This window comes from Donghicola mangrovi, from assembly GCF_013377535.1.
Taxonomy (GTDB): domain Bacteria; phylum Pseudomonadota; class Alphaproteobacteria; order Rhodobacterales; family Rhodobacteraceae; genus Donghicola; species Donghicola mangrovi.
The window spans coordinates 247,132-272,746 of sequence record NZ_JABCJE010000004.1 but is presented as its reverse complement, the minus strand read 5'-3'; the positions used below and the strand labels follow the sequence as shown (position 1 = coordinate 272,746).

The following is a 25,615-nucleotide window of genomic DNA, read 5'->3' as shown; positions in this document are numbered from 1 at the left end:
GGGCTTCGGCATCCAGCGGGTCTACACCGATGACGGGCAACTGGACGAAACCATGGCCGTCAAGGATGGCGACGTGGTCTGCGTCCCCCGCGGCCACCACCCCTGCGGCGCGCCCTATGGGTTCGAGATGTACTACCTCAACGTCATGGCAGGGCCCCTCAGGAAATGGCGCTTCGTCCCGGCGCCCGAGGTGGAGTGGATCATGGAGAGAGACGCGAAGTGATGGCTATGGCCTGAAATACCCCGCCGTGGCGCTGATCACGGCGGGGTATTGCGTCAGGCGGCCTTCTTCATCCCTTTGGGCGGGGTGCGCGGGGCCGAGGGCGACGGGGTCAGCGGGAAGACATTATTGGGCGTGGTGCCCTCGCGGTTTGCCCGTCTGACGGCCCGCAGGAACAGGGCGGTGGTGGCGATGATCGCCGCGATGCTGGCCAGATCAATGGCCGAGTTCATCAGGGTCGACAAAGACAGTCCATCCGCGATCAGCCGCCACAGACCCAGCAGCGTTGCGGGCACCGCCAGCGTATAAAGGCCCACCAGAAGGGCCATCAGGTTCATCCCGATATATTCCGATTGCAGCCAGCTGCTCTGGCGGGTTCTGAACCGGCAGACATAGATCAGGCCGATCAGGGTTAGGCTTGCGACACTCGAGAAAAGAGCGACGATGTGGTTCATTTGTTTGCGTCCTTACGCAGGGAGGGCCGCACGGCTGTGCGGTGTTGGTGTGGGGGGCTGAACGTGGGGGAAAGGGCCGCTCTGGTTGCGCAGGTTGGCCTGACACGGGGCAGGGCGATAGAACCGCCGCTGGGTGTCGGGCATCGTCGTGCGGTACACGGGGAGTGCGGCAGCGTGCTGCCAAACCAGTTGTTCCATAGCCGACCCTCTTGTCCTTCGTATGGTCCGAAGGGCGATGACCGTCCGTCGTAGGTGGCAAGACGCGGACCGTTCGGGCGGCCGTGGATGGTCTATGGCGGGCACGGATATGGTGCCACGGCCATGAAACAAAGCAATAGGGAAAATGTTGGTTTCGGGGGGCTGCGCTGCCCCCTTAGGGCACAAAAGAAAACGCGCGGGGGATGGCCCTCGCGCGTTTGAAAGTTTGCTCTGGCGAAGAGCTCAGATCTTTTCGAGGCGCTCGTTCAGGCGTCCGATCGCGGCCTCCATCGCGTGCGACGCCTCGTCCACATCGCCGACACCGGCCAGCAGTTGGGTCGCTGCGGTGGCCGCACGTCCCGAGGCATCGTGGACCGTCCGAAGGCTGTTGCCCGAGACCTCGACGTTGGTCGAGGTGCGGCGCATCCGTTCTGCGATGGCGTTGGTTGCCTCTTTCTGCTGGTGCGCCGAGACCGAGATCGTCTGGGATTGCTGGTTCACCTGCGCGATCATCTCCGAGATTTCGCGCATCGCTTCGGTGCTGGTGTCCACGGCCCCGAGAACCAGTTCGATCTGCTCCGAGATTTCCTGCGTGGACTGGCTGGTGCGCTGCGCCAGCTTGCCGATTTCACCGGCCAGAACCTTGAAGCCGCTGCCCACGACCCCTGCGTTCGCGGCCTCGATCGCGGCGTTGATCGACAAGAGCTTGGTCTGCTTGGCGATGTCGTCGATCAGGGTCACGACCCCGTTGATCTGCTTGGCGGCCTGTTGCAACTGCACCGAGGCTTGCTCGGCGTCGCCCGCTTTGGTCGCGGATTGCGCGGTCAGGGTCGATGCCGCTTCCACCGATTGCGAGACGGTTTGCAGGGCCGCCGACAGTTCCTCGATCGAGGCGGCGACCTCGGTCACGTCCGCGTTCACCGCGTCGGAACGCTGGCTAACATCGCTGACCTTTGTGCGGGTTTCCTGCGCGATGTCCACCATGCTCTCCGAGGCAGAGCGCGCCTCTTTGGACTTGTCGGCCAACGTTTGTAGCGCGACAGAGGCCTCTTGCGAGACAAGCCGTGCCAGCGCCTTGATCGGCCCCAGCAGCCAGTTGGTCATGAAGGCACCGGCCACCATGATCACCAGCATCACCATGCCCACCGTTTTCAGGGTGCGCGTGATGATCGCTTTGGATTCTGCCATCGCCTGACTGCGATCCAGTTCCGACACGATCTTCCAGTCCAGACCGGGGATGTGCAGGGATTTCCAGACCGCCAGCACGTCTTTGCCGTCAGGCAGGGTGGTGACAATGTGTCCCCGTTCGCCGCTGTCGATCGCCTGCTCGACCTCATCGTGCAGCTTCTGACCGATGGACAGATCGGCGCTGTATTCCGAGCGCAGCCTGTGGTCGGCCCCGATCAGGAACGAGTGATAGCGGGTGTCGTCCTTTTCCACTTCTTCGATGATTTTTGCGACGATGTCCGAGGGCATCTGCACCGCAAAAATCCCGCGGAAGGTGTCATCCTTGCCGACGGGGAACAGGATAAACGCGGCCTGCGCATCGAACGAGGGCGCGTATTTGGCAAAGTCCGCAATGACATAGGGCTCTTTGCCCTTGGTCTTGATGATCTCTTGCGCGGCTTTGCCGAAATTGGTGTCCTTGTAGGGGCCCGACACCAGACGCGTGCCGTAGTCGACCTCTTTGAACACCGAATAGACGATCCGGCCCTCTTGGGGTTCGATCAGGAAAATGTCGTAGAACCCGTATTGCTGCATCTGCCCGCGATAGCCCTTGTGCAAGGTGCCGTGCAGGCGGCCATAGGTGCTCTGGGCTTCGGGCACGTCCAGCAGGTGCTTTTCACCGATCTTGTTGGGGTTATCCGCTATGAACAACTGCTGCATTTTCAGCGCGACAGGATCGAGGTCATCGTACCACCCCGCCTCGCGGGCATCGTCGGTGTCCGGCGTGTGCTTGCGCTGGTAATCATAGCGCTCCTTCAGGGCGCCAGAGACGGTGACCTCTTCGTCCTTTTTCAACAGGTAGCGCGAATGTTTGGCCAGATTGCTGATCTGGTCGCCGATGTCCTCGCGGTTTGCGATGACCTGTCCATAGTGGATGATGCCGTGAAAGTAGTTCTCGACGATCGAGCGTTTCAGCGCGACAGAGGTGTTGGCCTGTTGCAACATCTGCCGTTCGGCATAGTCCGAAAAGCCGTCGATGTTGACCTTGGACACAAAGGCCACGGGCACCAGACCCGCGAGAAAAAGCGCGATTCCGAGCTTGTACTTGAACTTCAAAGCACCCTCCTGAGGCAAGCGTTCGGCAGGGCCTCCGGCAGATTCCGGAAACATGCGAATTGGGTGTGATTTTGAAGCTTTCGGCGCAGGGACCCAATTCATCATAGGGATTTCGGCAAAGCAATTCGGCTGCGTTTGCGCCCCGTTAGGCCTGTTTGGGGGTGTCTTTGGTGTGGATAACCTTGCTGTGATTTAATGTGAATAATCACATAAAAGCGGTGCGAGGAGGTGTTGTGCGGTTGTGGCCTGAAAAATAGGGACCTTTGGGGGGATTTGGCGCAGGCAAGGGTATTATTCACCGAAAACAGGCCTGTGTCTAATTTTTAGACATTGCCGCTTAGTCCTTGAAAAAGATGAATTTTCCGCACCCATATCCAAGTCTGCACCGCTCTGATTGAAATATAATGGTGATTATTACCATAAATCATCTTCCTGAATTTCCGAAATACGGTAACATTCATGTAAAAAGGTCGCCCGAGGTTCCGATGCTCCAGCATATCGACATCATCACCAACACGCTTGTCCTTGGGGACGCAAATGGCCCCTCGGTTCTGGTCAAGGAATGCCTTGATGTGCAGGGCTTGCCGACCCGCTGCGGCAGCGCGGCCTTTGCCGATGCGCCGGCGGCAGTGGCCCATTCCGATGTGGTGGCCCGCCTGATTGCAGGGGGCGCGTACATCACCGGAACCACCACCATGCACGAACTGGCGTTCGGGGTGACGGGGGCCAATGCCTATGCCGGAACCGCCCCGAACCCGCTGTGGCCGGACCGCATTCCGGGGGGCTCGTCCTCGGGGTCGGCCTCGGCAGTGGCGGCAGGCCTGTGTGATTTCGCGATCGGCACCGACACCGGCGGGTCGATCCGCCAGCCCGCGTGCTGCTGTGGGATCTATGGCCTGAAGCCGACCCAAGATGCGATCAGCCGCCGGGGCGCCATTCCCCGCGCGTCCTCTCTGGACGTCATAGGCCCCTTCGCCGCCAGCGCCGAGATGCTGACCCGTGCCGCAGGGATGTTGCTGGACGGGTTCGCGCCGCTACAGATCGATGCGCCTAAACTGGGCCGCGTGCCGGTCCAAGTGGACGCGGACATCATCGCGGCGGTCGATGGCGTGCTGTCGCCACGCTGGGAAACGGTCACCCCGCTGGATGGGCTGGAGGCTGCGTTCAAAGCGGGCATCACACTGATTAACTACGAACTGGCCGGAGAATTCGGGCATCTGGCGCGATCGAACGCTACCCTTGGTGCCGATGTACGCGCCCGCCTGCTGAACGCCCTGACCGTCACCCCCGAGATGGCGGCCGAGGCTGAACAGATCCGCACCCACTTCACCCAAGAGGTCGACACCGCCCTGACCGGCCTTGATGCGCTGGTGCTGCCGACCATGCCTTGCGTGCCCCCGACTTGGGATCAGGCCCAGGACCCCGCCGCGCTGATCCCTCTGACCAAGCTGGTGCGCCCATTCAACCTGTCCGGCCACCCCGCGCTGACCGTGCCCCTGCGCACCGCCGCCGGACTGCCCGCTGGCCTGCAACTGGTGGGCCGCAAGGGCGAAGAAGCCCGCCTCTGTGCCATCGCCGAATTTCTAGAGCGCCAGCTCACCACCGAACCTTTTGTGGAGATGATTGGATGACCCATCCCGAACCGGTTGCCACGCGCAACGCCCAAAGCGCCGAGATGGCGCAACTGCTTGATACGATCCGTTCCCGCCGTGCCGAATTCGACCAGCTGCGCCACATCCCGCAGGACATCGTGGACGGGTTCAAGAAGGTCGGTGTGTACCGAGCCTTTGTGCCCCAGCGGCTTGGCGGGGATGCAATCAGCCCGATGGACTTTCTGGCGCTGATCGAGACCATCGCAGCGGCGGATGCCTCGGCGGGGTGGGTGGCCAGTTTCGGGGTCTCGTCGACCTATCTGGCGGCTTTGCCGACCGATAGCTTCGCGGCGATCTACAGCACGAACCCCGACACCGTGTTCGCGGGTGGCCTGTTCCCGCCCCAAGACGCCACCCGCGTGGCTGGCGGGATCGAGGTCACCGGCCGTTGGCCGTGGTGCTCTGGCTCTATGGGGGCGGACCTCTTGGGAGGCGGCATCAAGCTAGAGGGCGAGGGTTCCCCGCTTCCGCGCACCGCTGTCATGCCCCGCGCCGCGATCACCATTGACGAAACGTGGGACACCATCGGCCTGCGCGGCACTGGCAGTCACGATCTGGTCGCCGACAAAGTGCTGGTGCCCGACGAGATGACCTTTGTTCGCGGCGCGCGCTCGGCGATGGAGGATGCGATTTTCCGCTATCCCGCGATGGCCTTGGCCGCGCAGGTGCTGGCCGTGGTCGCGCTGGGAACGGCCCGAGAGGCGCTGGACTACATCCGGTCGGATGCTGCGCAGCGTGCGTCGATCACTGGCGCGCCGAACCCCGGAGCCCGCCCGAACATCCAGTCCATGCTGGCCCGCGCCGAAAGCCGCCTTGCCGGTGTGCGCGCCCAATTCTTCGACGCCACCGCCCGCGCGTGGGAGGAGCTGAAGCACAATTCCAGCGTCACCCCCGACACCCATGTGCGCCTGCGCCTCGCCGCCACCGCCGCTGCCCACGAAGGGGCCGCCGTGGCCCGTGATGCCTTTGTCATGGGGGGATCGAACGCGATGATGGCGGGGCACCCCTTGGGCCGTCTGATGATCGACGCGGCCTGCGTCGCGCAGCACGCCTTTATGGGCGAGGGGACGTGGACCGCCGCTGGCGCTGCCATGTTCGGCGAACGCACGCCCCCCGGTTTCCCCTGATCCGCACGCAAAACGACATCCACCCGAAGGAATAGAATAATGAGTGATACCAAACCTTTGCGCACGCTTCTGTGCATCGCGGTCCAGCAGAATTTCTTTGACCTGCCGTTCGACCAGATCGGTATGGTGTGGAAGGGGTTCTCGACCTTTATGGGCACCGTCGCCGCGACCGAGGGCGTGACCGTTTTGGGCACCATCGACGACGACGAAACCATGGTCGGCACGTCGCCCACCGGTTTCCCTTGGACCTGCTACATGCTCTGCGATTTCCCTGATCGAGAGGCTGTCAAAGCCGCGTGCAACCTGTTCCGCACCATCGAAGTCGGCGAGGAAAACCACCGCCTGTGGCGCTACATGCGGATCGAGGCCCGTATGGGCCGCGCGCTGGAGATCCCCGCGCTGTGAGCGATCTGACCGCCATCCTGTCCCGTCTGGACGCCCTCGAGGCCGAAGCCGCCTGCCGCCGCTGCCTGTCCGATTACATGGACATCTGCGACCGGCTGGACGCGGACACGGACCTGACCGCACTGGAGGCTCTGTTCACCACGGACGCCATCTGGTCCGGTGCCGGTGACCGGTACGAGGCCGACTTTGGCGCCCACCGTGGCCGTCAGTCGATCATGAATTGGATGGCGGGCTTCTGCACCACGCCACCGCATTTCGCGATGAACGCGCATTTCCTGACCGCAGAGGCGCTGACCCATAACGCGGACGGCACCAAGACCGGGCGCTGGATCATGCTGCAAACGCCGACCTTTCAGGGTGGGCAGTCCTTTGTGATGGCGGCGCGGCTGGTGATCACCTTTGCCCGTCAGGACGGCGCTTGGCGGATGCACCGCTTTACCACCCGAAACCTTTATGCGCGGCCCGTATCCGACTGGAACCAGCCCGTGCAAATTCCCGCTCCAACCCCGTCTGCGCCTGTGGCTGCGGACTGAACCAATAGGACAAACCGATGTCTCTTGACCAAACCCCCGGCGGCATCGGCACCGATGATCTGGTGCTGAACGACCGCGTCAAAACCCCGATGTACGAAGACCCCGCGCTGTTCAACGAAGAGATGGAAAAGATCTTTGGCAAGGTCTGGGTCTGGGTCGGCCACACATCCGAAGTGCCGGACAAGGGCAGCTTCAAACTCAGTTATGTGGGCCTGCAGCCGGTGATCATTTCCCGCGACCGCAAAGGGGAAATCCACGTTCTGGTGAACCGCTGCCGCCACCGCGCCGCGACCGTGTGCGAGATCAAGAAGGGCAAGACCTCGTCCTTTCAGTGCCCCTATCACGGCTGGGGCTATGCCCTGAACGGCGAGCTGCGCGCGATCCCCTATACCGAGGGCTACAACACCGACTTCGACAAGAAAGACTTCGGCCTGAAGCAGCTGAAGGTCGGCATTTTCGAAGGCATGATCTTTGCGTCCTACAACATGGATGTGGAGCCGCTGGAAGACTTCCTTGGGAACGCCAAGCCTTGGATCAAACTGTTCATGAAGCAGGGCGGCGGCTATCCGGTAAAAACCTTGGGGGAACATCAGTTCAAGGTGCCGATGAACTGGAAAATCCAGTTGGAAAACACCACCGACGCCTACCATTTCCCCATTGTTCACAAGAGCTTCCTGCAATCTCTTGATGGCGAGGCGACCGAGACGTTCAGCTTTATGGACGACGATGACGGCTATGTCGAAGACCTTGGAAATGGCCACTCGGTCATGGTGATGATGCCCGAATTCATTGATCTGGATAACGATGATGGCGCACCGATCCCCGAGCGGTTCGCTGAACTGGCCGAAGACCTACGCAAGGACTACGACGAGGCGCAGGTGCGCCGCTTGGTCCGCGCTGTGGGGGGCTGCGGGTTCAACCTGAACCTCTTCCCGAATGCGGCGTGCTCGCTGTCGTTCTTCCGCATTCTGCGCCCTGTCTCGGTGCACGAAACCGAAATCCGCCACATCGCGATTGGCATGGACGGTGGCCCCGCGGCGGCCAACCAGATGCGGATGCGCATTCACGAACACTTCCAAGGGCCGATGGGCTTTGGCTCGCCCGATGATGCCGAGATCTGGGAACGCGTCCAGCGCGGCTCGGCCGGTGGCGGCGAGGATATCGACGTCATGGTGAACCGTGGTTTGGGGCTGGAAAAGACCTCTGACAATGGCCTGCCCGTGGGCGACATCAGCGCCGAGACCGGCATGCGCTCTGCCTACAAAATGTGGAAGAAGGTGATGGAACAATGAAAGATTTCCCTGCGCAAACCGACGTAAATCTGGCCGTCGTCACCGAATTCCTGTGGATGGAAGCGGACCTCTTGGACGCCAAGGAATACGTCGAGTGGCTCCAGCTTTGGACCGCAACCGGCCACTACGTGATCCCCGTGGAAAAAGAGGGCGACGATTTCGCCAACTGCCTGAACATCGCCTATGACAACGCGCTGATGCGCGACATGCGGGTCAAGCGTTTGCAGGGCGGTTTCTCGATCTCGGCTGCGCCGCCGGCGGAATCCGTGCGCACGGTTTCGCGCATCGTGATCGACAGCGTCGAAGGCAGCCTGATCACCGTCCGCGCCGCGCAGCACGTGATGGAGGACAAGTTCGGCCGCCAGCGCAGCTTTGCCATGAACGTCACTTGGAAGCTGGAGCAAACCGAAGAGGGGCTGAAAATCCGTGACAAGATCATCCGCCTTCTGAATAGCGACGGGATGCTGACCTCGATCAGCTATCTGTTCTGATGGGGACGCCGTTGCCGGATGTCATCCAGACGGCCGTGATCACGGGGGGCGCCAAGGGATTTGGCGCCATCGCCACCCGTACCTTGCACGCCGCAGGCTTTCGCGTGGTGATCACCGATCTGGATCAGGACGCGGCGGGCGCGCTGGCCTCGGAACTGGATCTGGCGGGGGAAACGGCTGTGACGGCGACGCTGGACGTGGCCAACCCCGCCGATTTCCAGACCGTTCTGGACAAGGTGATCGAACGCTGGGGCAGCGCCGAGGTTCTGGTGAACAACGCCGCCATGACACAGGCCCGCCCTGTGCTGGAGATTGATCCGGCCGAGTTCAACACCGTCATGGCCGTGAACGCGGGCGGGTGTTTCGCCGGATGCCAGACCTTTGGCCGTCATTTCAAGGAACGCGGCTACGGCCGCATCGTGAACATGGCCAGCCTTGCGGGGCAGAACGGCGGGACGGCCACGGGGGCGCATTACGCGGCCTCCAAGGGGGCGATCCTGACGTTAACCAAGGTGTTCGCCCGCGATCTGGCCCCGTTCGGGGTTACGGTGAACGCGATTTCGCCCGGCCCGATGGACACGCCGATGGTCCACGGGATCGTCCCCGAGGACCGGATGGAAGGCTTCTTGGCCGGTATCCCCGTGGGGCAGCTCGGACGCCCTGAATTTGTTGCGAAAATGGTGGCCATGCTGTGCGCCCCCGACGCCGGTTTCACCACTGGCGCCTGCTGGGACGTGAACGGCGGCCTGTACATGAGGTAAGCCATGAAGGACATGCACGACACCACGCCCTTGGTCCTGACCGTTGCCAAACGGCTGGACGATCGCGGCGATATCATGCGCCTGACCCTGACCGCCGACGGCCCACTGCCCGAGGTCACCGCGGGCGCCCATATCGACCTGTTGGTAGACACCCCCGAAGGCCCCCTGTGGCGCCAGTATTCGCTGGCCGGTGATCCCGCGGATCGCTCGGCTTGGCGCTTGGGTATTCTGCGCGATCCGGCCAGCCGAGGCGGTTCGATCGCCCTTCACCAACTGGTGAAGGCAGGCGAAAAGGTTCATGTTGAGGGGCCGCGCAACCATTTTGCGCTGGACCACTCGGCCCTGAAAACAGTGCTGTTTGGCGGCGGGATCGGCGTGACCCCGATGCTGGCGATGGCGTGGGAACTTCATGCCAAGGGCGCGGATTTCACCCTGCATTACTGCACCCGCTCGGCGGACCGGATGGCCTTTGCCGACCTGATCGAAACCGCCCCGTTCAAGGACCGGATTGTGGTGCATCACGACGACTCGGCCCCCTTGGATTTGCAAGCGGCGCTGCCTGCACCGGATGCCGGTACGCACATCTACGTTTGCGGCCCCGCAGGATATATGGACTGGGTGATCCAGACGGCAGAAAATGCCGGGCACCGTCAAAAAAATGTGCACCGCGAATATTTTAGCGCGGATGTGGATGCCTCGGGCGAGACATTCGAAGTGGTCGCGGCGCAATCTGGGATCACTGTGACTGTCGGGCCGGACGAGACCATCGCCAAGGCTTTGGCCCGCGAAGGTGTAAAGATCGAGGTCAAATGCGAAGAAGGCATCTGTGGCACCTGCGTGACCGATGTTCTCGAGGGCGAAATCGATCACCGCGACCAGTTCCTGACCGAGGAAGAACGCGAAGAGGGCGAGATGATTTGCGCCTGCTGTTCGCGGGCTTGCTCGGACCGGCTGGTGCTGGACATCTGATGGGGGCCGCCATGCAGAACCTTTTCCGCGAGGGCATGAGCCGCTTGGGCGCCGCTGTCACCGTCCTGACCACGGACGGGGTGGCGGGGCGTCACGGGATGACCGCCTCGGCTGTGTGTTCGGTCACCGACACGCCGCCGACGCTGCTGGTCTGCGTCAACACCCGCAACCGCAGCCACGATCTGTTCGTGCAGAACGGGGTGCTGTGTGTGAACGTGCTGGGTCCGCGCCACCGCGACTTGTCCGGCCAGTTCGCAGGCCAGTGCGACGGGGACCGGTTCGCCCAAGGCGGCTGGACCACCCGCGCCACCGGAGCGCCCGTTCTGGACGATGCGGTCGCCGCCTTTGACTGCCGGATCATCAACCGCGAGGTCATCGGCACCCACTCGGTTTTCTTTTGTCAGGTCGAGGATATCGCCCTGACCGAGGGCGACGCCTCGGGCCTGATGTGGTTCGGGCGTCAGTTCCACCATCTGCCACAAATCGCTGTCTGAAGCGCGGCGCAGAACCGCGCGCAGATCCATCTCAGGAAATTTCAAAACAGGGAAACGCACTATGAATAAACTGATTTCTGCCAGCCTTCTGGCGCTAGCCGCCGCACTGCCTGCCAGCGCGCAAACCACCCTGACCGTGGCGAACTGGCTGCCGCCGTCGCACCCGTTGGTGTCCGAGGTGATCGTGCCCATGACCGAAGCCATCGCCGAGGCAACCGGCGGCGAAGTCACCGCCAACATCCTGCCCGCCCCCCTCGGGCCGCCCCCTGCGCATTTCGATTTCGCGGTTAACGGTGTGGCGGACATCACCTTTGGCGTGCAGGGCTACAGCCCCGGACGGTTCAAGACCACCAACTTGGCCGAGCTGCCCTTCCTCGGGAACAGCGCCGAGGCGATCTCGGTCGCGTATTGGCGCATGTTCGACAAGACCCTGAAGGGCGCAGGCGAATATGATCAGGTCAAGGTTCTGGGTGTCTTTACCCACGGCCCCGGCGAGATATTCCTGAAAACCTCGGCGGACCCGTCCTCGGTCGATCTGCTGAAGGGCGCGAAACTGCGCGTGGGCGGCGGTATCGTGCACACCGTGGCCACCGAACTGGGGGCCGTGCCGGTCGAGGGGCCGTCCTCCAAGGCCTATGAACTCCTGAGCCAAGGGGTCGCGGACGGCATCCTCTTCCCCTATGAATCGGTGAACTTCTTCAAGCTGATCCCGCAGCTAGATGTGGGCGTTTCGGTGCCCGGTGGCCTCTATAACACCTCGTTCTACGTGGTGATGAACAAAGCCAAATGGGAGAGCCTGACCCCCGAAGAGCAAGCCCAGATCGACAGCGTCACCGGCGAGGCCCTGGCCCGCATGGCTGGCCAGATGTGGGACCGCGCGGATGCTGCGGGCAAGGCCGCGATGGACGGCGAGATCGCGATCACCCCGGCCTCTGACGTGCAGCTGGCCGCGTGGGAAGAGGCGCTGTCGCCCGTGATCCAAGCCAAGCTGGCCGAGGTCGCCGAAGCGGGTGTTGATGCGGATGCCGCCTATGCCGCGTTCAAGGCCGAAATCGAAGCCGCGAGCGCAGAAATGAAAGCCGCAGGCGAATGAAGCCTGTCACCTCTCTCCATCAATCAGAACTGCCGGCAGCCAGAGTGCTGCCGGCGGGGATCTCGGTCCCCAAGCCGCGCACGGTTCTGGCGGTGATCGGGGGCCTCCTGCTCCTGAGCATGATGGGGATCACCGTGGTAGATGTGATCGGGCGCTATCTGTTCAATTCGCCGCTTCCCGGTGCGGCAGAGCTGACGGAGATGCTGCTGGCCGCGACCATCTTTCTGGGGCTGCCTGCGGTGGCGCTGGATAACGAGCACGTCACGGTCGATCTGATCACCGACCACATGCCGCGCAAAGTGCATCCTTGGCGGCTGGCGATCACGGGCGTTGCGGGGGCAGGGGTGCTGCTGGTCGTCGCTTGGCGGATCTGGGTCTATGCGGCGCAGTTCGCCAGCTATGGCGGGGCCTCGCAGACCTTGGGGCTGCCGATTGCCCCCTTAGGATACTTCTGCGCGATCTGCACGGTTGCGGGCGCGCTTCTGACGGCTTGGGTGCCTCTGCGCCGTCTGGTCCTCTGGCTGAAAGCGGAGAAATAACGATGGAACACTGGCCAATTGGCATGGCGATCGTCATGGGCCTGTTGCTGTGCGGCGTGCCGATTTCGCTGTCGCTGGCAGGGGTTGGCTTGGTCGGGGTGGCCTCGATCATCGGGTGGACACCGGCGCTGTCTTTGCTGGGCTCGGCGTTCTTTGACAACGGGCGGGATTATTCCCTGTCGGTATTGCCGCTGTTCCTGATGATGGGGAACTTCGTGGTCCAGTCCGGCATCGCCGAAGAGCTGTACAAATCCGCCTACGCCTGGCTGCGCCACCGCAAAGGCGGGCTGGCCACCGCCACCGTGATCGCCTGCGGCGCGTTCAGTTCGGTGTGCGGGTCGTCCATGGCAACGGCGGCGACGATGACTCGGATCGCGCTGCCCTCGATGCGGAAATTCGGCTATCCGGACCAGCTGTCCACGGCGTCGATCGCGGCGGGTGGGACGCTTGGCATCCTGATCCCGCCCTCGGTTATTCTGGTGTTCTACGGCATCATGACCCAGCAAGACATCGGCAAGCTGTTCCTTGCGGGACTGATCCCTGGTGTTCTGGGGGTACTGTTCTATTCCATTGCCGTGCGCATTTCGATCAAGTGGCAGGGTCTGGACCTGCCGGTCGAGCCTAAGCTGCCCCTGCGGGACCGTCTGGCGGCACTAAAGGGCACGTTGGGCGCGCTGATCCTGTTCGCCTTTGTCATGGGCGGGATTTACCTCGGTGTCTTTACCCCCACGGAAAGCGCGGGCATGGGCGCGGGCGGCGCGCTGCTGCTGGTCGTCCTGTCGGGCCGCTTTACCATCGAGGGGCTGTTTCAGGTGCTGCTCGACACGATGAAGACGACCGCCATGATGTTCTTTATCCTGTTCGGGGCGCTGACGTTTACCAACTACGTCAATATGTCGGGCATGACGAACGACATCCAGAATTTCCTCAGCACCTTTGACACCACGCCGATGATGACCATTCTGGTGATCCTGTGCATCTATCTGGTTCTGGGCTGCGTGCTGGAAAGCCTGTCGATGATCATGCTGACCGTGCCGGTGTTCTATCCCATCGTGGCGGCCCAAGGGTTTGACCTGATCTGGTTTGGCATCTTCGTGGTCATGGTCACCGAGATTTCCTACATCACGCCCCCCGTCGGCATGAATGCCTTTGTCCTGCGATCGGTGGTGCCCGATGTGCGATTGGGCACGATCTTCAAAGGGCTAGGGCCGTTCGTTGCGATGGACGTGCTGCGAGTCGGGCTGCTGACGGCCTTGCCGGGGTTGGTCCTGCTGCTGGCGCACACGGCCGGCTAAAAGCGGAGATTTTTCATGAGACTAGCAATCATCGGTGCCGGAAATATCGGCACCGCCATGGCGGCGCTGTTGGCTTCGGCCGGACTGGATGTAACCGTTGTCGCCCGTGGCGCGCGGCTGGAGCGTATCCGTGCTGAAGGCGTGGCGCTGGATGACCGGGGCACCCTACATCAGGCCCGCGTGAATGCGGTCGAGGCGCTGACTGAGCCCATGGACGCCGTGTTCGTCACTGTGAAGTCGCAGGATTTGGGCGCTGCACTGGCGGCCAACGCGGCGGGGATCGGGCCGGACACATGGGTGATCCCGATGGTTAACGGGCTGCCGTTCTGGTTCTTTGACCAACCCGCGCCCTACACCGACCCCACGGGCGATCTGGCCCGCCTGAACAGCGAACGCGTGCTAGGGGCGGTCCTGTTGATGACCGTGCAGACGGGTGCGGACGGGGTGGCGGTTTCCTCGAACACGCCGACCCTGTCGCTGGGGCGGGCTGCGGGGCAGGGCGGGGACCTTGGCCCCTTGGTTCAGGCGCTGAACGCGGCGGGTGTTCGCTCCGATGTGACTGACACCATCCGCACCAAAGTTCTGGTCAAGTTACTTGCCAATGTCGCCACCAACCCCCTGTCTGCGCTGGTGGGCTGTTCGCTGGCGGAGATCGGGCGGAATGAAGCCTTGCGCACCATCGCCTTTGGCATCGCCGACGGGTTTCGCGCTTGGGCCAAGGCGATGGGCTATGACCTGCCGCCCAACACATGGCTTGGCGATCTACTGCTGGACGCGGGGGAATTCGAAACATCGATGCTGCAGGACGCCCGCGCGGGCCGCACGCTGGAGTTGGACGCGATCTGCCGCGCCCCCATGGCGATGGCCGCGCAAATGGGCCTGCCGATGACCGGCCTGAAAAACCTGCTGGCCGAACTGGAAAAAGCCCCCGCATTGCCGCTGCCCGACGCTGGCGCGGCGCTCAAGAATTTGACCTCACATCTTACCCATACCGAACTGGAAAGGATTTAACCGATGAACGTTGCAACCAAAATCGCTGACCCCATGGCTGGCATGACCGAAGCAGACCTGCGCGTGCAGCTGGCCGACTTCTATCACCTTGTCAGCTATCTCGGCTGGGCCGAGCTGATCTTTAACCACATCTCTGTACGTCTGCCCGGCGAACAGCACGCCTACTTGGTGAACCCCTTTGGCCTGCATTACGACGAGATCATCCCTGAAAACCTGATCCGCGTGGGCGTTGACGGCAAACTCTTGGACGAAGGCGGTCACGGCGCGAACCCCGCAGGTTTCGCCCTGCACGGTGTGATCCACGAAAACCGCCCCGATGTGGGCTGCGTGGCGCACACCCACACCACCCCGCTGTCGGCCATCACCATGAAGGGCTTCGACATCGACCACGACAGCTTCTACGGCGCGCAGCTGTATGGCCGCGTGGCCTATCACACCTTCGAGGGCATCACGATTTACTCGGACGAGCGCCAGCGCATGTTGAAATCGCTGGGGGACAAGCACGTTCTGGTCCTGCGCAACCACGGGATTGCCGTGGCCGAGGCCGACATTCCCCTGACCTTCATGCTGCTATGGACGGTTCAGCGGGCGGCGGAAATCCAGTGTGCGGCGTCCTCGATCCCTGGGCCGAACAGCATCTTGCCCCAGGAGGTCAAAGAAAAATGCGCCCGCGATGCCGAAAACCTGAAGGACAACGCATTCTTCGCGACCCTGCTCTTCGATGCGATGGTCCGCAAGATGAAGCGCGACTGCCCCCAGTTCGCGTGAAGAGGGCCGTCAGGACAGACGGTTGAACACCTTTTGCAGGAGCAGGTTCAGGATCATCTGCTCCTCTTTCGACAGGTCGGTGAAGGCGCGGGCAAAGACATCTTCGGCGATGGCGCGCGCCTTGCGCCGCATCTGGTGGCCCAGGTCGGTCAGGCGCACTTCGGTGACACGGGCGTCTGTGGCGCGGGTACCGGTTTCGACCAGCCCCTCGGCGGTCATGCGTTGTACGATTTTGGTCGCGGTATTGGGCTTGATAATGCAGTAATTCGAGATTTCCGAAATCGACAGGGCGCTATCTTCGTAGAGAGACATCAGCACCCGCCAATAGGCGATATCCATCCCGATTTCCTTGAGCCGTAATTCCAGCACCTGCATATAGCGGGACGATGTCTGGGTGATCCAATAAAAGGGCCATTCCGATTTATGAAAATCGGCTTCGTTCGGGGGCGGAACGTCGATGGTGTCTTTGGACATCGGAAACCCTGCAAAAACTGGAACAGATAGTATGTGATTGAAACTGAATCTGTACCGCTTGCTCGGAAAAGACAATCCGTTCGTATATCTTTCGTGCACATTCTTGTGAACGAAAAAAGCCGCGCCGGCCCGGATCAGGCTGCGGCTGTCCTAAGCGCGTCGAAATCCACAACCTCGCGCACGGTCGGGCCATAGACATGACAGGCGCTATCAAGGCTGTCGATGTCAATAAAATCAGGGAAAACGCCAAGCAGGCTTTCCAATGCTGCAGGGCAGAGAGATTTCAGCGCCTGCGGTCCGGGGTACATGCTCTCGGTTGCGATCCCTTCGGCGTAAATTAGCTGATGGGACTCGAACATAATGTGGAAATAGGTCACGCGCTTGCGCCCCTGAGCGATCCGGACCCCCGGTACATTCATCTTGACCAGCTGAATCGCACGGGCCAGCTGGTCCTGCTCGGGCAATAAGAAGGCGTGCTGGCGGGAAACAATCAGATCCCGTTCGGCCCCGAAAACCCGTGCGCTAACCACAATTGGGCGCAGCTTAGGATTCCGGGTCAGGGCCAATTCGTCATAGGACGACGTTCCGATCCATTTGATAGGAAGTGCCCCGTGATCGACGGTCTCGACCAGATCGCCAATCCGCAGATCCTCGATCATGCGGGGGCCACCGGGGGTGCGAATATTTGTGCCCTCGGTAAAGCAGACCACGCCGGTGTTGTCGGTCGTGAACGAATAGGCATTGGCCCCTTGGAACACCAGACCGTCACCCGGCAGGAACTGGGTGTTGTCCGAATAGTCCGCGTCCGTGTTCGACTGGTTGAGGATGCCATCGTCCAGAAAGTCAGCCCGGAGTTCCGCGGTGCCGTCATAGTAGCCGGACAGGTCGATGAAGTCGTTGTTGGTGTTGTCACCGTCGGTGATCGACCCCGTGTTGCCGGTGTTGAAGTCGGCAATGGTGTCCATCCCCTCGCCGGGGGCGTAGTGGAAGATGTCGTTGCCATCGCCACCGATCAGGCTGTCATTGCCCGCAAGGCCATAGAGGTTGTCGTTGCCGATGCCGCCGGACAGGGTGTCGTTGCCCGCGTCGCCGATCAGATAGTCGTCGCCGCCATCGCCCGAGATATAGTCGTTGCCGTCGCCACCGAACAGCACGTCCATGTCGTCGCCGCCATAGACGAAGTCGTCGCCCTCTTCGGCGTAGATCCAGTCAACGCCCGCGTCGCCGTAGATGGTTTCCGAGGCCGCGCCCGAGTAGACCGTATCGTCGCCGTCGCCGGCATAGATCAGGTTGGCCCCGTTTAAATGGGAGCCACCAACGTCGTCGATCACGTCATTGCCAGCGCCGCCATAGACCGTATCGTCGCCGCTGCCGTAGTAGATCGTGTCGTTGCCGTCGCCGCCATAGATGACGTCGGTGCCGTCGCCGCCCTCGATATAGTCGGCGCCTGTTCCGCCTAGGATGGTGTCGTTGCCGGTGCCGCCATAGATGACATCGTCGCCTGTGCCACCGTCGATAGAGTCATTGCCGCCCGCGCCGTTGATGGTGTCGTTGCCATCGTTGCCGTAGATGATGTCACTGTTTTCCGTGATGACATGCATGCCGTCGTTGTAGCCGACGCCCATGCTGTCGTTGCCGGTGGTGCCATCGACCTGACCGGCAAAGTACTGGTTCACACGGCTGGCGATCATGTCGCCGCCCGAGTCCCCGTCCGGGCTGAGGACCGAGGTCAGGCTGACCGACTGGATCGGCTTGGTCGTCAGAGCAATCTGGTCGGCGTTTGTGGTGGTTTCCGGCGCCAGAAAGGTCGCACCCGTGACGTCCTGGAAGACGAACGCGGTGATGTTTGCGGTCGTCCCGTCGAAATAGGTCAGGGTGATGTTGTATTCAGCGACCGCATCAAAGGCCAAGTCCCATGACTGGCCAAGCCCGCTGATCCGGAACGTGTCGTAACCACCGCCGTTGTCCGTGTCGTAGGTGTCGTTCGCATCCTCGGACAGGTTCAGGGCGGACAGCTCTCCAATCCAGTTATAAGCCGGATTGTTGGCGTCATAGTAGGTTCCCAGAATGCCAGAGGCATTCTCGGCGAATTCATTGCCTTGCGTTGTATCTATGTGGGCCAGCGTGCCCAGATACATTACCTGAAAAGTGGTCGACATTGAACTCTCGGAACTTGGTAGCGGACGCGGGTCCTGCAAAACCTACGCTCCGAGTGCGTCATAATTAAGTTGCAATTACGTTAAGTATCCGGAATTCCGTTGATAGAAACTTTCGAAGGTCTGGCGATTAACGTCCGAAAGTATTGGTTAATTACCAATCCGCATGGGGAATGTCCGGTATTTTAAGGGGGCTTGATAAGGCCAGAAAGTTTGCGGCATTGATAATTACATCTTTCGGAAATGTGATCCGAATTGTGACTATACCGTGACTTGTAAAAATCACCGCTTTCCGGATTTCTGATTCTCTTTCGCTGCAATCTCGGGCGCGGCCCCTGTTCAGGTGGCGCAGGTTCGGGCATCATTCCCGTTATGGTTGTTTTTCAGGGAGGACCCGTTATGCACCCCACGATCGATATCCAGCAGCCGCAACCCTATGACATTGTCGGGCAGACCATCCTCGTGGCCGGAAGTGCCGGCGCGTTCGAGGGCACGCTGTCCGTCTATGTCACCGAAGGTCACGACGAGTTTCGCACCCATGTGCAGGTCGGCTCTATGGGCATCCGGCAGTTCCAAGGGCAGGTCACGGTGCCGGACGAAACCGCCTTTACGCTGCCGCGCCTGTATCTGACGCTGGCCGATGACACCGGCAACGAAGATGGCCCCTCGGTCACCATTCCTGTGCTCTATGGGCCGCTGATCCTGCCCGGATATCGGGGGTGGCAACCCTATACGGTGCAGTCGGGGGATACCCTGACGCGGATCGCGCGGATGATGTACGGCCACGGGGACTACGGCCCGATTTTCGCGGCCAATCAGGACATTCTGGCCAGCCCCGATCTGATCAAGGTCGGTCAGGTGCTGCGCATTCCCCGCGATGACATCTGACCGCAGGCAGGGGAGGGGTTAACCACTGGTAACGCCCCGCAGGACGCGCTAAGGCAGGGCCAATCCCCGTATTGGCCCCGATCCATGCCGCGTTGCCGGACCCGTTTTCTATGGTCCCTCAGGTAGCGGCCCCCGACAGGAATACCGCCCATGACCGCGCAGCCCGCCCGCCGTTCCGAACTCTTGATGCCCGCAGGATCGTTGGAGCGTCTGAAGGTCGCTGTCCTCTATGGGGCTGACGCGGTGTATTTGGGTACGCCCGATATGTCTCTGCGGACCAAGTCGAAGTTTTCGCTGGAGGATATCAAAGAGGGCGTCGCCTTTGCCCATCAGCACGGGGTGCGCGTGTACCTGACGCTGAACCTGTTCACCCACAACAAGGACGTGCCCAAGCTGGCCGAATACGTGGAAACGCTAAAGGATATTCAGCCGGACGGGGTGATCATCGCCGATCCGGGTGTGTTCCATTATGTCCGCAAGCACGCGCCGGGGATTAACCTGCACATCTCGACCCAAGCGAATGTGTGCTCGTCCCTGACCGTCGATTTCTGGAAAGATCAGGGCGCCGAACTGGTGGTTCTGGCCCGCGAAGTGACCTTTGCCGAAATGGCCGAGATCCGCGAGAAGTGCCCTGACATCCGGCTGGAAAGCTTTGTCCACGGGGCGATGTGTATGACCTATTCGGGGCGCTGCCTCTTGTCGAACTTTATGGCGGAGCGGGGCGCGAACCAGGGGAACTGCGCCAACTCTTGCCGCTGGCAGTACAAGGTGCACCTGCGCCTGAAGGACGGCACGATCAAGGAACTGGAACTGGACGAGCACAACAGCAAGCTCTTTGAATGGGTGTTGGAAGAGGGCGCACGTCCGGGCGAGCTAATGCCCATCGAAGAGGACATTCGCGGCTCTTACATCCTGAACTCCAAGGATATGTGCCTGATGCCCAAGCTGAACGATCTGCTGCGGATCGGTGTGGATAGTCTAAAGGTCGAGGGGCGGAACAAGAGCCCCTATTACGTCGCCACCGTGGCGCGTGCCTATCGCCGCGCTATTGATGATTATTACCGTGATCCCGAAGGCTGGCGCCCCGACGAATACATGCGCGACCTAGAGGGCGCAGGCAGCCGCGGCTACACCATCGCCTTCCACGAAGGCCGCTTGCAGAACTACGCCCACAACTACGAACACACCAAGGCGATGGCCCCGTGGGAATACGCTGGCATTGTGCGCGAGGCCCGCGAAGATGGCTTGGTGCTAGAGGTCCGCAGCCGTCTGGACGCGGGCGATGTGATGGAATTCCTGCCGCCCGACAGCCGCGCGGAACCGGTGCTGCTGCGTCTGTACGAATACACCACGATCAAGAGCCCCGAGAAACCGGTGGAAAGCGTCTTTGGCAGCCGTCAGGACGTGATCTTTATCCCCTACAGCGCGTTCGACCACGAAGATCCCGAAACCGTCCGCAGGAACTTTCCCGCCTTCACCATCGTCCGCAAGGAATCGATGCTGCTGGACGAGGATTGGCGGCGCCTCAAGCTGGACAAAACCGCGCAGCGCATCGAGTTGGGAGAAACCGCCCGCGAAGGGGCCTACCGCAATCAGGTCGCCAAACTACAGGACGCTATCGGGGCCGAAGTTATGGAAACCCGCGCGCGAACCTCTCGCAAAGGGGTCGAGGGGTGCTGCGGGCGCGGTTGCAACGGCTGTCTGATGTTCTGGAACGATCCCGAATATGCCAAGGCCCGCGAACTGCTAAAGCAGAAGAAACACGGAGAGATGCTGGACCGCGACATGCGCGAGACGCTGGCATGAAAAAGGGGGCCGATTGGCCCCCAATTCATGTCCAACCGGATCAAATCGTGTGGAGATACAGATCGAAGTCCACATCGCTGACCGTCCGCGCCACACGGGCGTATTCGGCTGCCTTCACGGCGGTAAAGGTGCGGTGCATTTCCGCGCCCAAAGCATCCTTCAGGAACTCTGAGGCCGTGGCCGCCTGAATGGCTTCGCGCCAGTCGCGGGGAATGTTCGCGCCATCCTCGGCATCATAGGCGTTGCCGGTGGTCTCGGGGCCCGGATCAATGCGGTGCTCGATGCCGTGCAGGATGCCCGCCAGCACCGTTGCCCCCACCAGATAGGGGTTCGCGTCCACACCAGCGGGGCGATGCTCGATCCGGCGGGCTTTGATTTCGCCCTCGGGGACGCGCAGGGCGACCGAGCGGTTGTTTACGCCCCACGCGGTGTTCACGGGCGCATAGCTCTGGTTGGCAAAGCGGCGCCACGAATTCAGGTGCGGGGCGAAAACCAGCATGGACTCGCCCATGGTCTGGCGCAGGCCCCCCATGGCGTGCAGCAGCGTATCCGTCCAGCCCGCGCCCGGTTCCTCGGCAAAGACGTTGCGGCCTGTCTCATCCTGCAATGACACGTGGAAATGCATCCCCGATCCGGCGTAATCCTCGACGGGTTTGGCCATGAAGCAGGCAGTCACCCCGTGGGCGCGGGCCTGCTGGCGCACGATCCGTTTCAGGCGCATCAGGTCGTCAGCGGCCTGCATCACATCCTCGCGGTAGTGCAGGGTCAGCTCGTACTGGCCGGGGGCATATTCTGAGATCATGGTTTCCGCTTTGATCCCCGCCTTTTCCGCGCCCGCGTAGATGTCCGAAAACAGGGGCAGCATCCCGTGCAGGTGATCGACCGAATAAACCTCGGTCTTGTGGCTCATGCGGCCGTCCAGCACGTCGCGGGCGGGCTGCGCCTTGCCAAAGGCGTCGCGTTCATTGGCCAGCAGGAAAAACTCCAGCTCGAACGCCCCCGCAGGTTTCAGGCCGCGCGCGGCAAAGGCATCGACCTGCCGCTGCAACGCGTGGCGCGGGTCCGAGGTCATCGGGCGGCCGTCCAGCTCATAGAGCGACATGAATACCTCGGCCCGCGCGGGTTTGGTGTTGTGCAGGGCCTTGAGCGTGCCGGGGATCGGCCACGCGCGCAGGTCGCCATCGCCCTGATCCCAGATCAGGCCGGTTTCGTGCACATCCTCGCCGCAGATATCAAGGCCAAGGATCGAGATCGGCATATGCCGCCCCGATTTATACAGGGACGCCAGTTCGTGACGGCGGATGATCTTGCCCCGTCCGATGCCGTTGGAATCGTGCAGGACGATGTCGATGGCCTCGATCTCGGGGTGGGCGTTCAGGAACTCTTCGGCTTCGGCAAGGGTCGCGCCAGAGGGGCAGGCTTGGGTCATTTCAGTGTCAATTCAGGCAAATAGATCGGACAGGATGTCGTCGAAGGCGGCGATCAGGCGGTCGATCTGTTTCTTTTTGGTTACCGGACTCACGAGCATCATGTTGTGGAACGGGGCAATGAGGCAACCTCGGTTCAGAAGGGCGGTGTGAATGGCGGCCTCGACCAGCGGCACATGGGCGGCGGCGGCTTCGGTCCCGTTGCGCAAGGGGCTGGGGGCGCAGATGAATTCCACCCGCGCGCCAACGCGCACCACATGCCACGGGGCCTCGTATTTCTGGATCACCAGTTGCAGGCCCGCAGCTAGACGGGCGGCGCCCGCCTCCATCAAGGCGTAGTTCTCGGGGGTCATTACGTCGGACAGGGTAGCGCGCAGGCAGGCGAACTGCATGGGGTTGGCGGACAGGGTCGTGCCCATCCCCGAATGCCCCGAGGGGCGCTGCGCATCGTATTCCTTGAACCGTTCGGCGATGGCGGGGCGCAGGCCCCAGGCCGCGGTGGGCATCCCGCCTGCCACGCATTTCCCGACGACAAAGATATCGGGGTCCAGCCCATGCACGCCCGTATAGCCGCCAAGCCCGCTCGAGATCGTGTGCGTCTCGTCGATGATCAGCAGAGCGCCATATTGGGTCGCCAGTTCGCGCAGACTGGTCAGGAAACCGTCATCGGGCAGCACCATGCAAGAGTTGGTCATCACCGGCTCGGTCAGGATCGCGGCGATCTGGCCGGTTTTCAGCTGATCTTCAACGCTGGTCAGGTCGTTGAACTCGGCGCAGACGGCAGTGGCGGTCAGGTCCGCAACCTGACCCACCAGCCCCTGACGGGCAGCGGTGACACCGTTTTGCAGCTCGACCATCGTGTCGTCCACGGTGCCATGATAGCAGCCGTTGAACACCAGCACCTTGGGTCGTCCGGTCACCGCCCGCGCCACGCGCAGGGCAAAGCGGTTGGCGTCGGTCGCGGTCGTCGCGATCTGCCATTTGAAGTCGCCGAACCGCTGGGTCAGCAATCGGCCTGCCTCGAGCGCCGCGGTGGTGGGCAGCATGTAGGTCAGGCCGTTCTCGGCTTGTTTACGGATCGCTTTGGCCACGGGATCGGGCGAATGGCCGAACATCGACCCCGTATCCCCTAGGCAAAAATCATCCAGCCGGTTGCCGTCATAGTCGGTCAGCTTGGCTACGGTTGCCTTGGTCACCAGCATGGGGAAAGGCATCGGCCAGTCCTTCATCCAGTGCATGGGAACGCCGTCCAGATATTCCGACGCCCCGCGTTCCAGCCGCGCTTGGGTCAGCGGGCGGGCAAGGGCATAGGCGTCCGCCTCGCGGCGGGCAAAGACGTCCAGATGGGTGCGGTTGATCCCGCCGATCCTAACGGTTGTGTCGGCCACCAGAAAGACTCCTGCGGGCAGGGGTGTGATGATTTGATCAAATATGAAAACGCCTGAATTGGAAAGCGGAAAAAGAAGTCAGGCTTTCTGTTCTGGTTTGATCAAATGGTCGCAGGGTCAATCCGATGAAAAGATCGACACCCAGTAGCGCCCTCCGGCCGAGGCGACGCCAATTTTGGTGAAGTTTCCGTCCAGAATGTTGCGCCTGTGACCGCGCGACTGCATCCAGTTCGTGACGGCGACCTCGGGAATCAGGGGGCCAGTAAAGATATTCTCGCCGGTGTATTTGCTGCCGACGCCCGCAGCGGCCATACGTTCAGGGAACGACATACCCCCCGGAATATTGTGGCTAAAGAACCCTTTCTGCACCATCAGCGTGCCATGAGCGGCGGCTGCATTGGTCAGTGTGCGGTCCACGGAAACCGCGCGAAGCCCTTGTTTTGCTCGCTCTGCGTTGATCAAGGCGATCACACGGGCGGACTGTGCGTCAGGTGTATAGTTCGACGCAGAAACAGTTGCGCGTGTGGTCGTGGGGGCAGGCGTGCAGGCGGTCAGCAGGGCCAGCCCAAAAGCAGCAAGTAGGGGTCGCAGCATCGGGTACTCTGGAAATCAACATGTAACGTCCAGACCATACACAGCTTTGGCCAATGCGTTTCGGAAACAACGTGTTTTCATTCTGCGCTCGGCGGGTGCCCGCCGTCCATCGGCGGAAATCGCCCCGTCCGGTGCGGGGCGAGGCAGTCGGGATCAGGCGTCCATCTCTTCGCCTTGCTGGCGGCGCAGGGTCGCGCTTTGGCCGGGTTGGCGCTTGGTGGCGTGCACGATCAGGGCCCAAACCGGCTGGTCCCGATCCTGACGCAGCACCGCGCGGCTGAAGCGCGCGTCGAAACCGGCCTCGTCCAGCAGGTCCTCTAGGTGGTGGCGCGCATGGGCATAGCGGCAGCTGTCCCGCAGCACATAGGCCTGCTGGCCGGTGTGTTCCTCGACGGTAAAGGCGAACTGGCCGCCAGCGTTCAGCGCCTGAGAGACCCAGCCCACGATCTGTTCCAGCGAGCCCACATAGATGAACACATCCGCCGCCGTGATCAGATCCCACTGGTTCACCTGCAGGTCCAAGGTGGCCAGATCGCGTTTGGCCAGCGCGTCATAAACGCCCTTGGTCCGCGCCTCGCGCAGCATCTCGGTGGAGATGTCCCACCCCTCGAGCCATCCGGCCATCGGGCGTAACTGCTGGCCCATCAGGCCGGTGCCGCAGCCCATATCCAGCACGCGGTCAAAACGGCCGGTCAGGCCGCCCGCAATTAGGTCGGGCCCGCAATAATCCAGCTTGCCCACCAGCGATTTTTCGAACTTGGCGGCGTATTGGTCGAACAGCGCCTCGACAAAGGCAGGCGGCATCGAGTCCGCCAGCGACCGCTCGCGCAGCAAGTCCAGCCGCAAGCTGGCCCCCAGACGGTCGGTCGGATCGGCGGACAGAGCGGCCTCGAACGCGGTGTCTGCGTCGGGCAGGCCAGCGGTTGCGCGGATATCCCCCAGACGGTACCAACCCGCAGCCCATGCGGGCGCGATCTGCAGCGCCTGAGCATACAGGTCGCTGGCGGCTGCCGGATCATCGGGCAGCATGGCTTCGGCAAAGTCGGCACGGCGGTCGGCAATCAGATCGCCCGAGGACATCGAAACTGGAATCATCTGGTTTTCGGAAAGTGGCACGGAGCGTGGCGTCCGCGAGCGCCATTTATCCCGCCTATAAATCCGGTCAAGCACCATTTCGATAGCGCCCGCCCGCTGCGGCGCAAATCCGCAGAGGCCACAGAATATACGACTATTTCACGCGGCAGAATGTGTCGGAGAAACCGCATATTCGGTAGAATAATCCATCTGTTCCGCGCG

26 protein-coding genes are annotated in these 25,615 nt (G+C 61.9%); 17 read left to right on the top strand and 9 right to left on the bottom strand.

Features of this window, described 5'->3' with window-relative positions; genetic code table 11:
* Positions 1 to 223, top strand: a 223-nt coding sequence (locus HJ536_RS11825; protein ID WP_177157857.1) for a 5-deoxy-glucuronate isomerase, incomplete at its 5' end; no start/stop codon positions are given.
* Positions 224 to 276: 53 nt separating this feature from the next.
* On the opposite strand, the gene HJ536_RS11820 is transcribed toward HJ536_RS11825, so the two are convergent.
* From HJ536_RS11820 to HJ536_RS11810, 3 genes are all read right to left on the bottom strand, one after another.
* Entirely contained in the window at positions 277 to 675 is a 399-nt protein-coding gene (locus HJ536_RS11820; protein WP_177157856.1) for a hypothetical protein, read from the bottom strand.
* A gap of 12 nt (positions 676 to 687) precedes the next feature.
* Entirely contained in the window at positions 688 to 873 is a 186-nt protein-coding gene (locus HJ536_RS11815; protein ID WP_177157855.1) for a hypothetical protein, read from the bottom strand.
* Between the two features lie 243 nt (positions 874 to 1,116).
* The gene (locus tag HJ536_RS11810) at positions 1,117 to 3,156 is read right to left on the bottom strand and encodes a methyl-accepting chemotaxis protein (protein WP_177157854.1); all 2,040 of its coding nucleotides are present in this window, start codon (positions 3,154 to 3,156) and stop codon (positions 1,117 to 1,119) included.
* Positions 3,157 to 3,641: 485 nt separating this feature from the next.
* Here HJ536_RS11810 and HJ536_RS11805 point away from each other — a divergent pair, with 485 nt between their 5' ends.
* The 14 genes from HJ536_RS11805 (at position 3,642) to HJ536_RS11740 (ending at position 15,586) form a co-directional block, all read left to right on the top strand.
* On the top strand, positions 3,642 to 4,787 hold the full coding sequence (locus tag HJ536_RS11805; RefSeq protein WP_177157853.1) for an amidase: 1,146 nt from the start codon (positions 3,642 to 3,644) through the stop codon (positions 4,785 to 4,787).
* Complete coding sequence (locus HJ536_RS11800) at positions 4,784 to 5,935, top strand: acyl-CoA dehydrogenase family protein (RefSeq protein WP_177157852.1); 1,152 nt, start codon at positions 4,784 to 4,786, stop codon at positions 5,933 to 5,935. The genes HJ536_RS11805 and HJ536_RS11800 overlap by 4 nt, the downstream gene beginning before the upstream one ends.
* 39 nt (positions 5,936 to 5,974) lie before the next feature.
* Positions 5,975 to 6,340: a hypothetical protein gene (locus HJ536_RS11795; protein ID WP_177157851.1), complete on the top strand. Its 366-nt coding sequence runs from the start codon at positions 5,975 to 5,977 to the stop codon at positions 6,338 to 6,340.
* Entirely contained in the window at positions 6,337 to 6,873 is a 537-nt protein-coding gene (locus HJ536_RS11790; protein WP_338082434.1) for a nuclear transport factor 2 family protein, read from the top strand. The genes HJ536_RS11795 and HJ536_RS11790 overlap by 4 nt, the downstream gene beginning before the upstream one ends.
* Before the next feature lie 17 nt (positions 6,874 to 6,890).
* Positions 6,891 to 8,165, top strand: coding sequence for an aromatic ring-hydroxylating oxygenase subunit alpha (locus tag HJ536_RS11785; RefSeq protein ID WP_177157850.1), 1,275 nt, complete (start codon positions 6,891 to 6,893; stop codon positions 8,163 to 8,165).
* Complete coding sequence (locus HJ536_RS11780; RefSeq protein WP_177157849.1) at positions 8,162 to 8,656, top strand: aromatic-ring-hydroxylating dioxygenase subunit beta; 495 nt, start codon at positions 8,162 to 8,164, stop codon at positions 8,654 to 8,656. The genes HJ536_RS11785 and HJ536_RS11780 overlap by 4 nt, the downstream gene beginning before the upstream one ends.
* Positions 8,657 to 8,667: 11 nt before the next feature.
* A complete protein-coding gene (locus HJ536_RS11775) occupies positions 8,668 to 9,417 on the top strand; it encodes an SDR family NAD(P)-dependent oxidoreductase (RefSeq protein WP_228028705.1) in 750 nt (249 codons plus the stop codon).
* Positions 9,418 to 9,420: 3 nt separating this feature from the next.
* On the top strand, positions 9,421 to 10,386 hold the full coding sequence (locus tag HJ536_RS11770; protein ID WP_177157847.1) for a PDR/VanB family oxidoreductase: 966 nt from the start codon (positions 9,421 to 9,423) through the stop codon (positions 10,384 to 10,386).
* A gap of 11 nt (positions 10,387 to 10,397) precedes the next feature.
* Positions 10,398 to 10,880: a flavin reductase gene (locus tag HJ536_RS11765; protein ID WP_228028418.1), complete on the top strand. Its 483-nt coding sequence runs from the start codon at positions 10,398 to 10,400 to the stop codon at positions 10,878 to 10,880.
* Between the two features lie 61 nt (positions 10,881 to 10,941).
* Positions 10,942 to 11,973, top strand: coding sequence for a TRAP transporter substrate-binding protein (locus tag HJ536_RS11760; RefSeq protein ID WP_177157846.1), 1,032 nt, complete (start codon positions 10,942 to 10,944; stop codon positions 11,971 to 11,973).
* Positions 11,970 to 12,512: a TRAP transporter small permease gene (locus tag HJ536_RS11755; protein ID WP_177157845.1), complete on the top strand. Its 543-nt coding sequence runs from the start codon at positions 11,970 to 11,972 to the stop codon at positions 12,510 to 12,512. Before HJ536_RS11760 ends, HJ536_RS11755 begins: the two co-directional genes overlap by 4 nt.
* A gap of 2 nt (positions 12,513 to 12,514) precedes the next feature.
* Positions 12,515 to 13,807, top strand: a complete 1,293-nt coding sequence (locus HJ536_RS11750; RefSeq protein ID WP_177157844.1) for a TRAP transporter large permease — start codon at positions 12,515 to 12,517, stop codon at positions 13,805 to 13,807.
* Between the two features lie 15 nt (positions 13,808 to 13,822).
* Positions 13,823 to 14,818: a ketopantoate reductase family protein gene (locus HJ536_RS11745; protein ID WP_177157843.1), complete on the top strand. Its 996-nt coding sequence runs from the start codon at positions 13,823 to 13,825 to the stop codon at positions 14,816 to 14,818.
* A 3-nt stretch (positions 14,819 to 14,821) separates the two neighbouring features.
* Entirely contained in the window at positions 14,822 to 15,586 is a 765-nt protein-coding gene (locus tag HJ536_RS11740) for a class II aldolase/adducin family protein (RefSeq protein WP_228028704.1), read from the top strand.
* A gap of 9 nt (positions 15,587 to 15,595) precedes the next feature.
* Here the strand turns inward: HJ536_RS11740 and HJ536_RS11735 are convergent, their stop codons facing one another.
* Together HJ536_RS11735 and HJ536_RS11730 are read right to left on the bottom strand one after the other, a co-directional pair.
* Positions 15,596 to 16,060, bottom strand: coding sequence for a MarR family winged helix-turn-helix transcriptional regulator (locus tag HJ536_RS11735; RefSeq protein ID WP_176853961.1), 465 nt, complete (start codon positions 16,058 to 16,060; stop codon positions 15,596 to 15,598).
* A gap of 134 nt (positions 16,061 to 16,194) precedes the next feature.
* Positions 16,195 to 18,219: a Hint domain-containing protein gene (locus HJ536_RS11730; protein ID WP_177157842.1), complete on the bottom strand. Its 2,025-nt coding sequence runs from the start codon at positions 18,217 to 18,219 to the stop codon at positions 16,195 to 16,197.
* 396 nt (positions 18,220 to 18,615) lie between these two features.
* On the opposite strand from HJ536_RS11730, the gene HJ536_RS11725 reads away from it, so the two are divergent.
* Together HJ536_RS11725 and HJ536_RS11720 are read left to right on the top strand one after the other, a co-directional pair.
* On the top strand, positions 18,616 to 19,104 hold the full coding sequence (locus HJ536_RS11725) for a LysM peptidoglycan-binding domain-containing protein (RefSeq protein WP_177157841.1): 489 nt from the start codon (positions 18,616 to 18,618) through the stop codon (positions 19,102 to 19,104).
* A gap of 150 nt (positions 19,105 to 19,254) precedes the next feature.
* Positions 19,255 to 20,910, top strand: coding sequence for a U32 family peptidase (locus HJ536_RS11720; protein WP_177157840.1), 1,656 nt, complete (start codon positions 19,255 to 19,257; stop codon positions 20,908 to 20,910).
* Positions 20,911 to 20,950: 40 nt separating this feature from the next.
* On the opposite strand, the gene HJ536_RS11715 is transcribed toward HJ536_RS11720, so the two are convergent.
* The 4 genes from HJ536_RS11715 to HJ536_RS11700 all read right to left on the bottom strand — a co-directional run bounded on the left by HJ536_RS11715 (position 20,951) and on the right by HJ536_RS11700 (position 25,414).
* Positions 20,951 to 22,339, bottom strand: coding sequence for a glutamine synthetase family protein (locus tag HJ536_RS11715; protein WP_177157839.1), 1,389 nt, complete (start codon positions 22,337 to 22,339; stop codon positions 20,951 to 20,953).
* A 12-nt stretch (positions 22,340 to 22,351) separates the two neighbouring features.
* Positions 22,352 to 23,725, bottom strand: coding sequence for a transaminase (locus HJ536_RS11710; RefSeq protein ID WP_177157838.1), 1,374 nt, complete (start codon positions 23,723 to 23,725; stop codon positions 22,352 to 22,354).
* A 117-nt stretch (positions 23,726 to 23,842) separates the two neighbouring features.
* Positions 23,843 to 24,319, bottom strand: coding sequence for a CAP domain-containing protein (locus tag HJ536_RS11705; protein WP_177157837.1), 477 nt, complete (start codon positions 24,317 to 24,319; stop codon positions 23,843 to 23,845).
* Between the two features lie 153 nt (positions 24,320 to 24,472).
* Entirely contained in the window at positions 24,473 to 25,414 is a 942-nt protein-coding gene (locus HJ536_RS11700; RefSeq protein WP_177157836.1) for a class I SAM-dependent DNA methyltransferase, read from the bottom strand.
* Between the last annotated feature and the right edge of the window lie 201 nt (positions 25,415 to 25,615).

Bases quoted from the DNA above. Each gene is read 5' to 3' on its own strand.
- HJ536_RS11715 (WP_177157839.1), bottom strand. From the start codon at position 22,339: ATGACCCAAGCCTGCCCCTCTGGCGCGACCCTTGCCGAAGCCGAAGAG.
- HJ536_RS11735 (WP_176853961.1), bottom strand. From the start codon at position 16,060: ATGTCCAAAGACACCATCGACGTTCCGCCCCCGAACGAAGCCGATTTT.
- HJ536_RS11755 (WP_177157845.1), top strand. From the start codon at position 11,970: ATGAAGCCTGTCACCTCTCTCCATCAATCAGAACTGCCGGCAGCCAGA.
- HJ536_RS11780 (WP_177157849.1), top strand. From the start codon at position 8,162: ATGAAAGATTTCCCTGCGCAAACCGACGTAAATCTGGCCGTCGTCACC.
- HJ536_RS11750 (WP_177157844.1), top strand. From the start codon at position 12,515: ATGGAACACTGGCCAATTGGCATGGCGATCGTCATGGGCCTGTTGCTG.
- HJ536_RS11730 (WP_177157842.1), bottom strand. From the start codon at position 18,219: ATGTCGACCACTTTTCAGGTAATGTATCTGGGCACGCTGGCCCACATA.
- HJ536_RS11725 (WP_177157841.1), top strand. From the start codon at position 18,616: ATGCACCCCACGATCGATATCCAGCAGCCGCAACCCTATGACATTGTC.
- HJ536_RS11740 (WP_228028704.1), top strand. From the start codon at position 14,822: ATGAACGTTGCAACCAAAATCGCTGACCCCATGGCTGGCATGACCGAA.
- HJ536_RS11745 (WP_177157843.1), top strand. From the start codon at position 13,823: ATGAGACTAGCAATCATCGGTGCCGGAAATATCGGCACCGCCATGGCG.
- HJ536_RS11820 (WP_177157856.1), bottom strand. From the start codon at position 675: ATGAACCACATCGTCGCTCTTTTCTCGAGTGTCGCAAGCCTAACCCTG.
- HJ536_RS11795 (WP_177157851.1), top strand. From the start codon at position 5,975: ATGAGTGATACCAAACCTTTGCGCACGCTTCTGTGCATCGCGGTCCAG.
- HJ536_RS11720 (WP_177157840.1), top strand. From the start codon at position 19,255: ATGACCGCGCAGCCCGCCCGCCGTTCCGAACTCTTGATGCCCGCAGGA.
- HJ536_RS11760 (WP_177157846.1), top strand. From the start codon at position 10,942: ATGAATAAACTGATTTCTGCCAGCCTTCTGGCGCTAGCCGCCGCACTG.
- HJ536_RS11785 (WP_177157850.1), top strand. From the start codon at position 6,891: ATGTCTCTTGACCAAACCCCCGGCGGCATCGGCACCGATGATCTGGTG.
- HJ536_RS11815 (WP_177157855.1), bottom strand. From the start codon at position 873: ATGGAACAACTGGTTTGGCAGCACGCTGCCGCACTCCCCGTGTACCGC.
- HJ536_RS11700 (WP_177157836.1), bottom strand. From the start codon at position 25,414: ATGATTCCAGTTTCGATGTCCTCGGGCGATCTGATTGCCGACCGCCGT.
- HJ536_RS11805 (WP_177157853.1), top strand. From the start codon at position 3,642: ATGCTCCAGCATATCGACATCATCACCAACACGCTTGTCCTTGGGGAC.
- HJ536_RS11800 (WP_177157852.1), top strand. From the start codon at position 4,784: ATGACCCATCCCGAACCGGTTGCCACGCGCAACGCCCAAAGCGCCGAG.
- HJ536_RS11770 (WP_177157847.1), top strand. From the start codon at position 9,421: ATGAAGGACATGCACGACACCACGCCCTTGGTCCTGACCGTTGCCAAA.
- HJ536_RS11765 (WP_228028418.1), top strand. From the start codon at position 10,398: ATGCAGAACCTTTTCCGCGAGGGCATGAGCCGCTTGGGCGCCGCTGTC.
- HJ536_RS11705 (WP_177157837.1), bottom strand. From the start codon at position 24,319: ATGCTGCGACCCCTACTTGCTGCTTTTGGGCTGGCCCTGCTGACCGCC.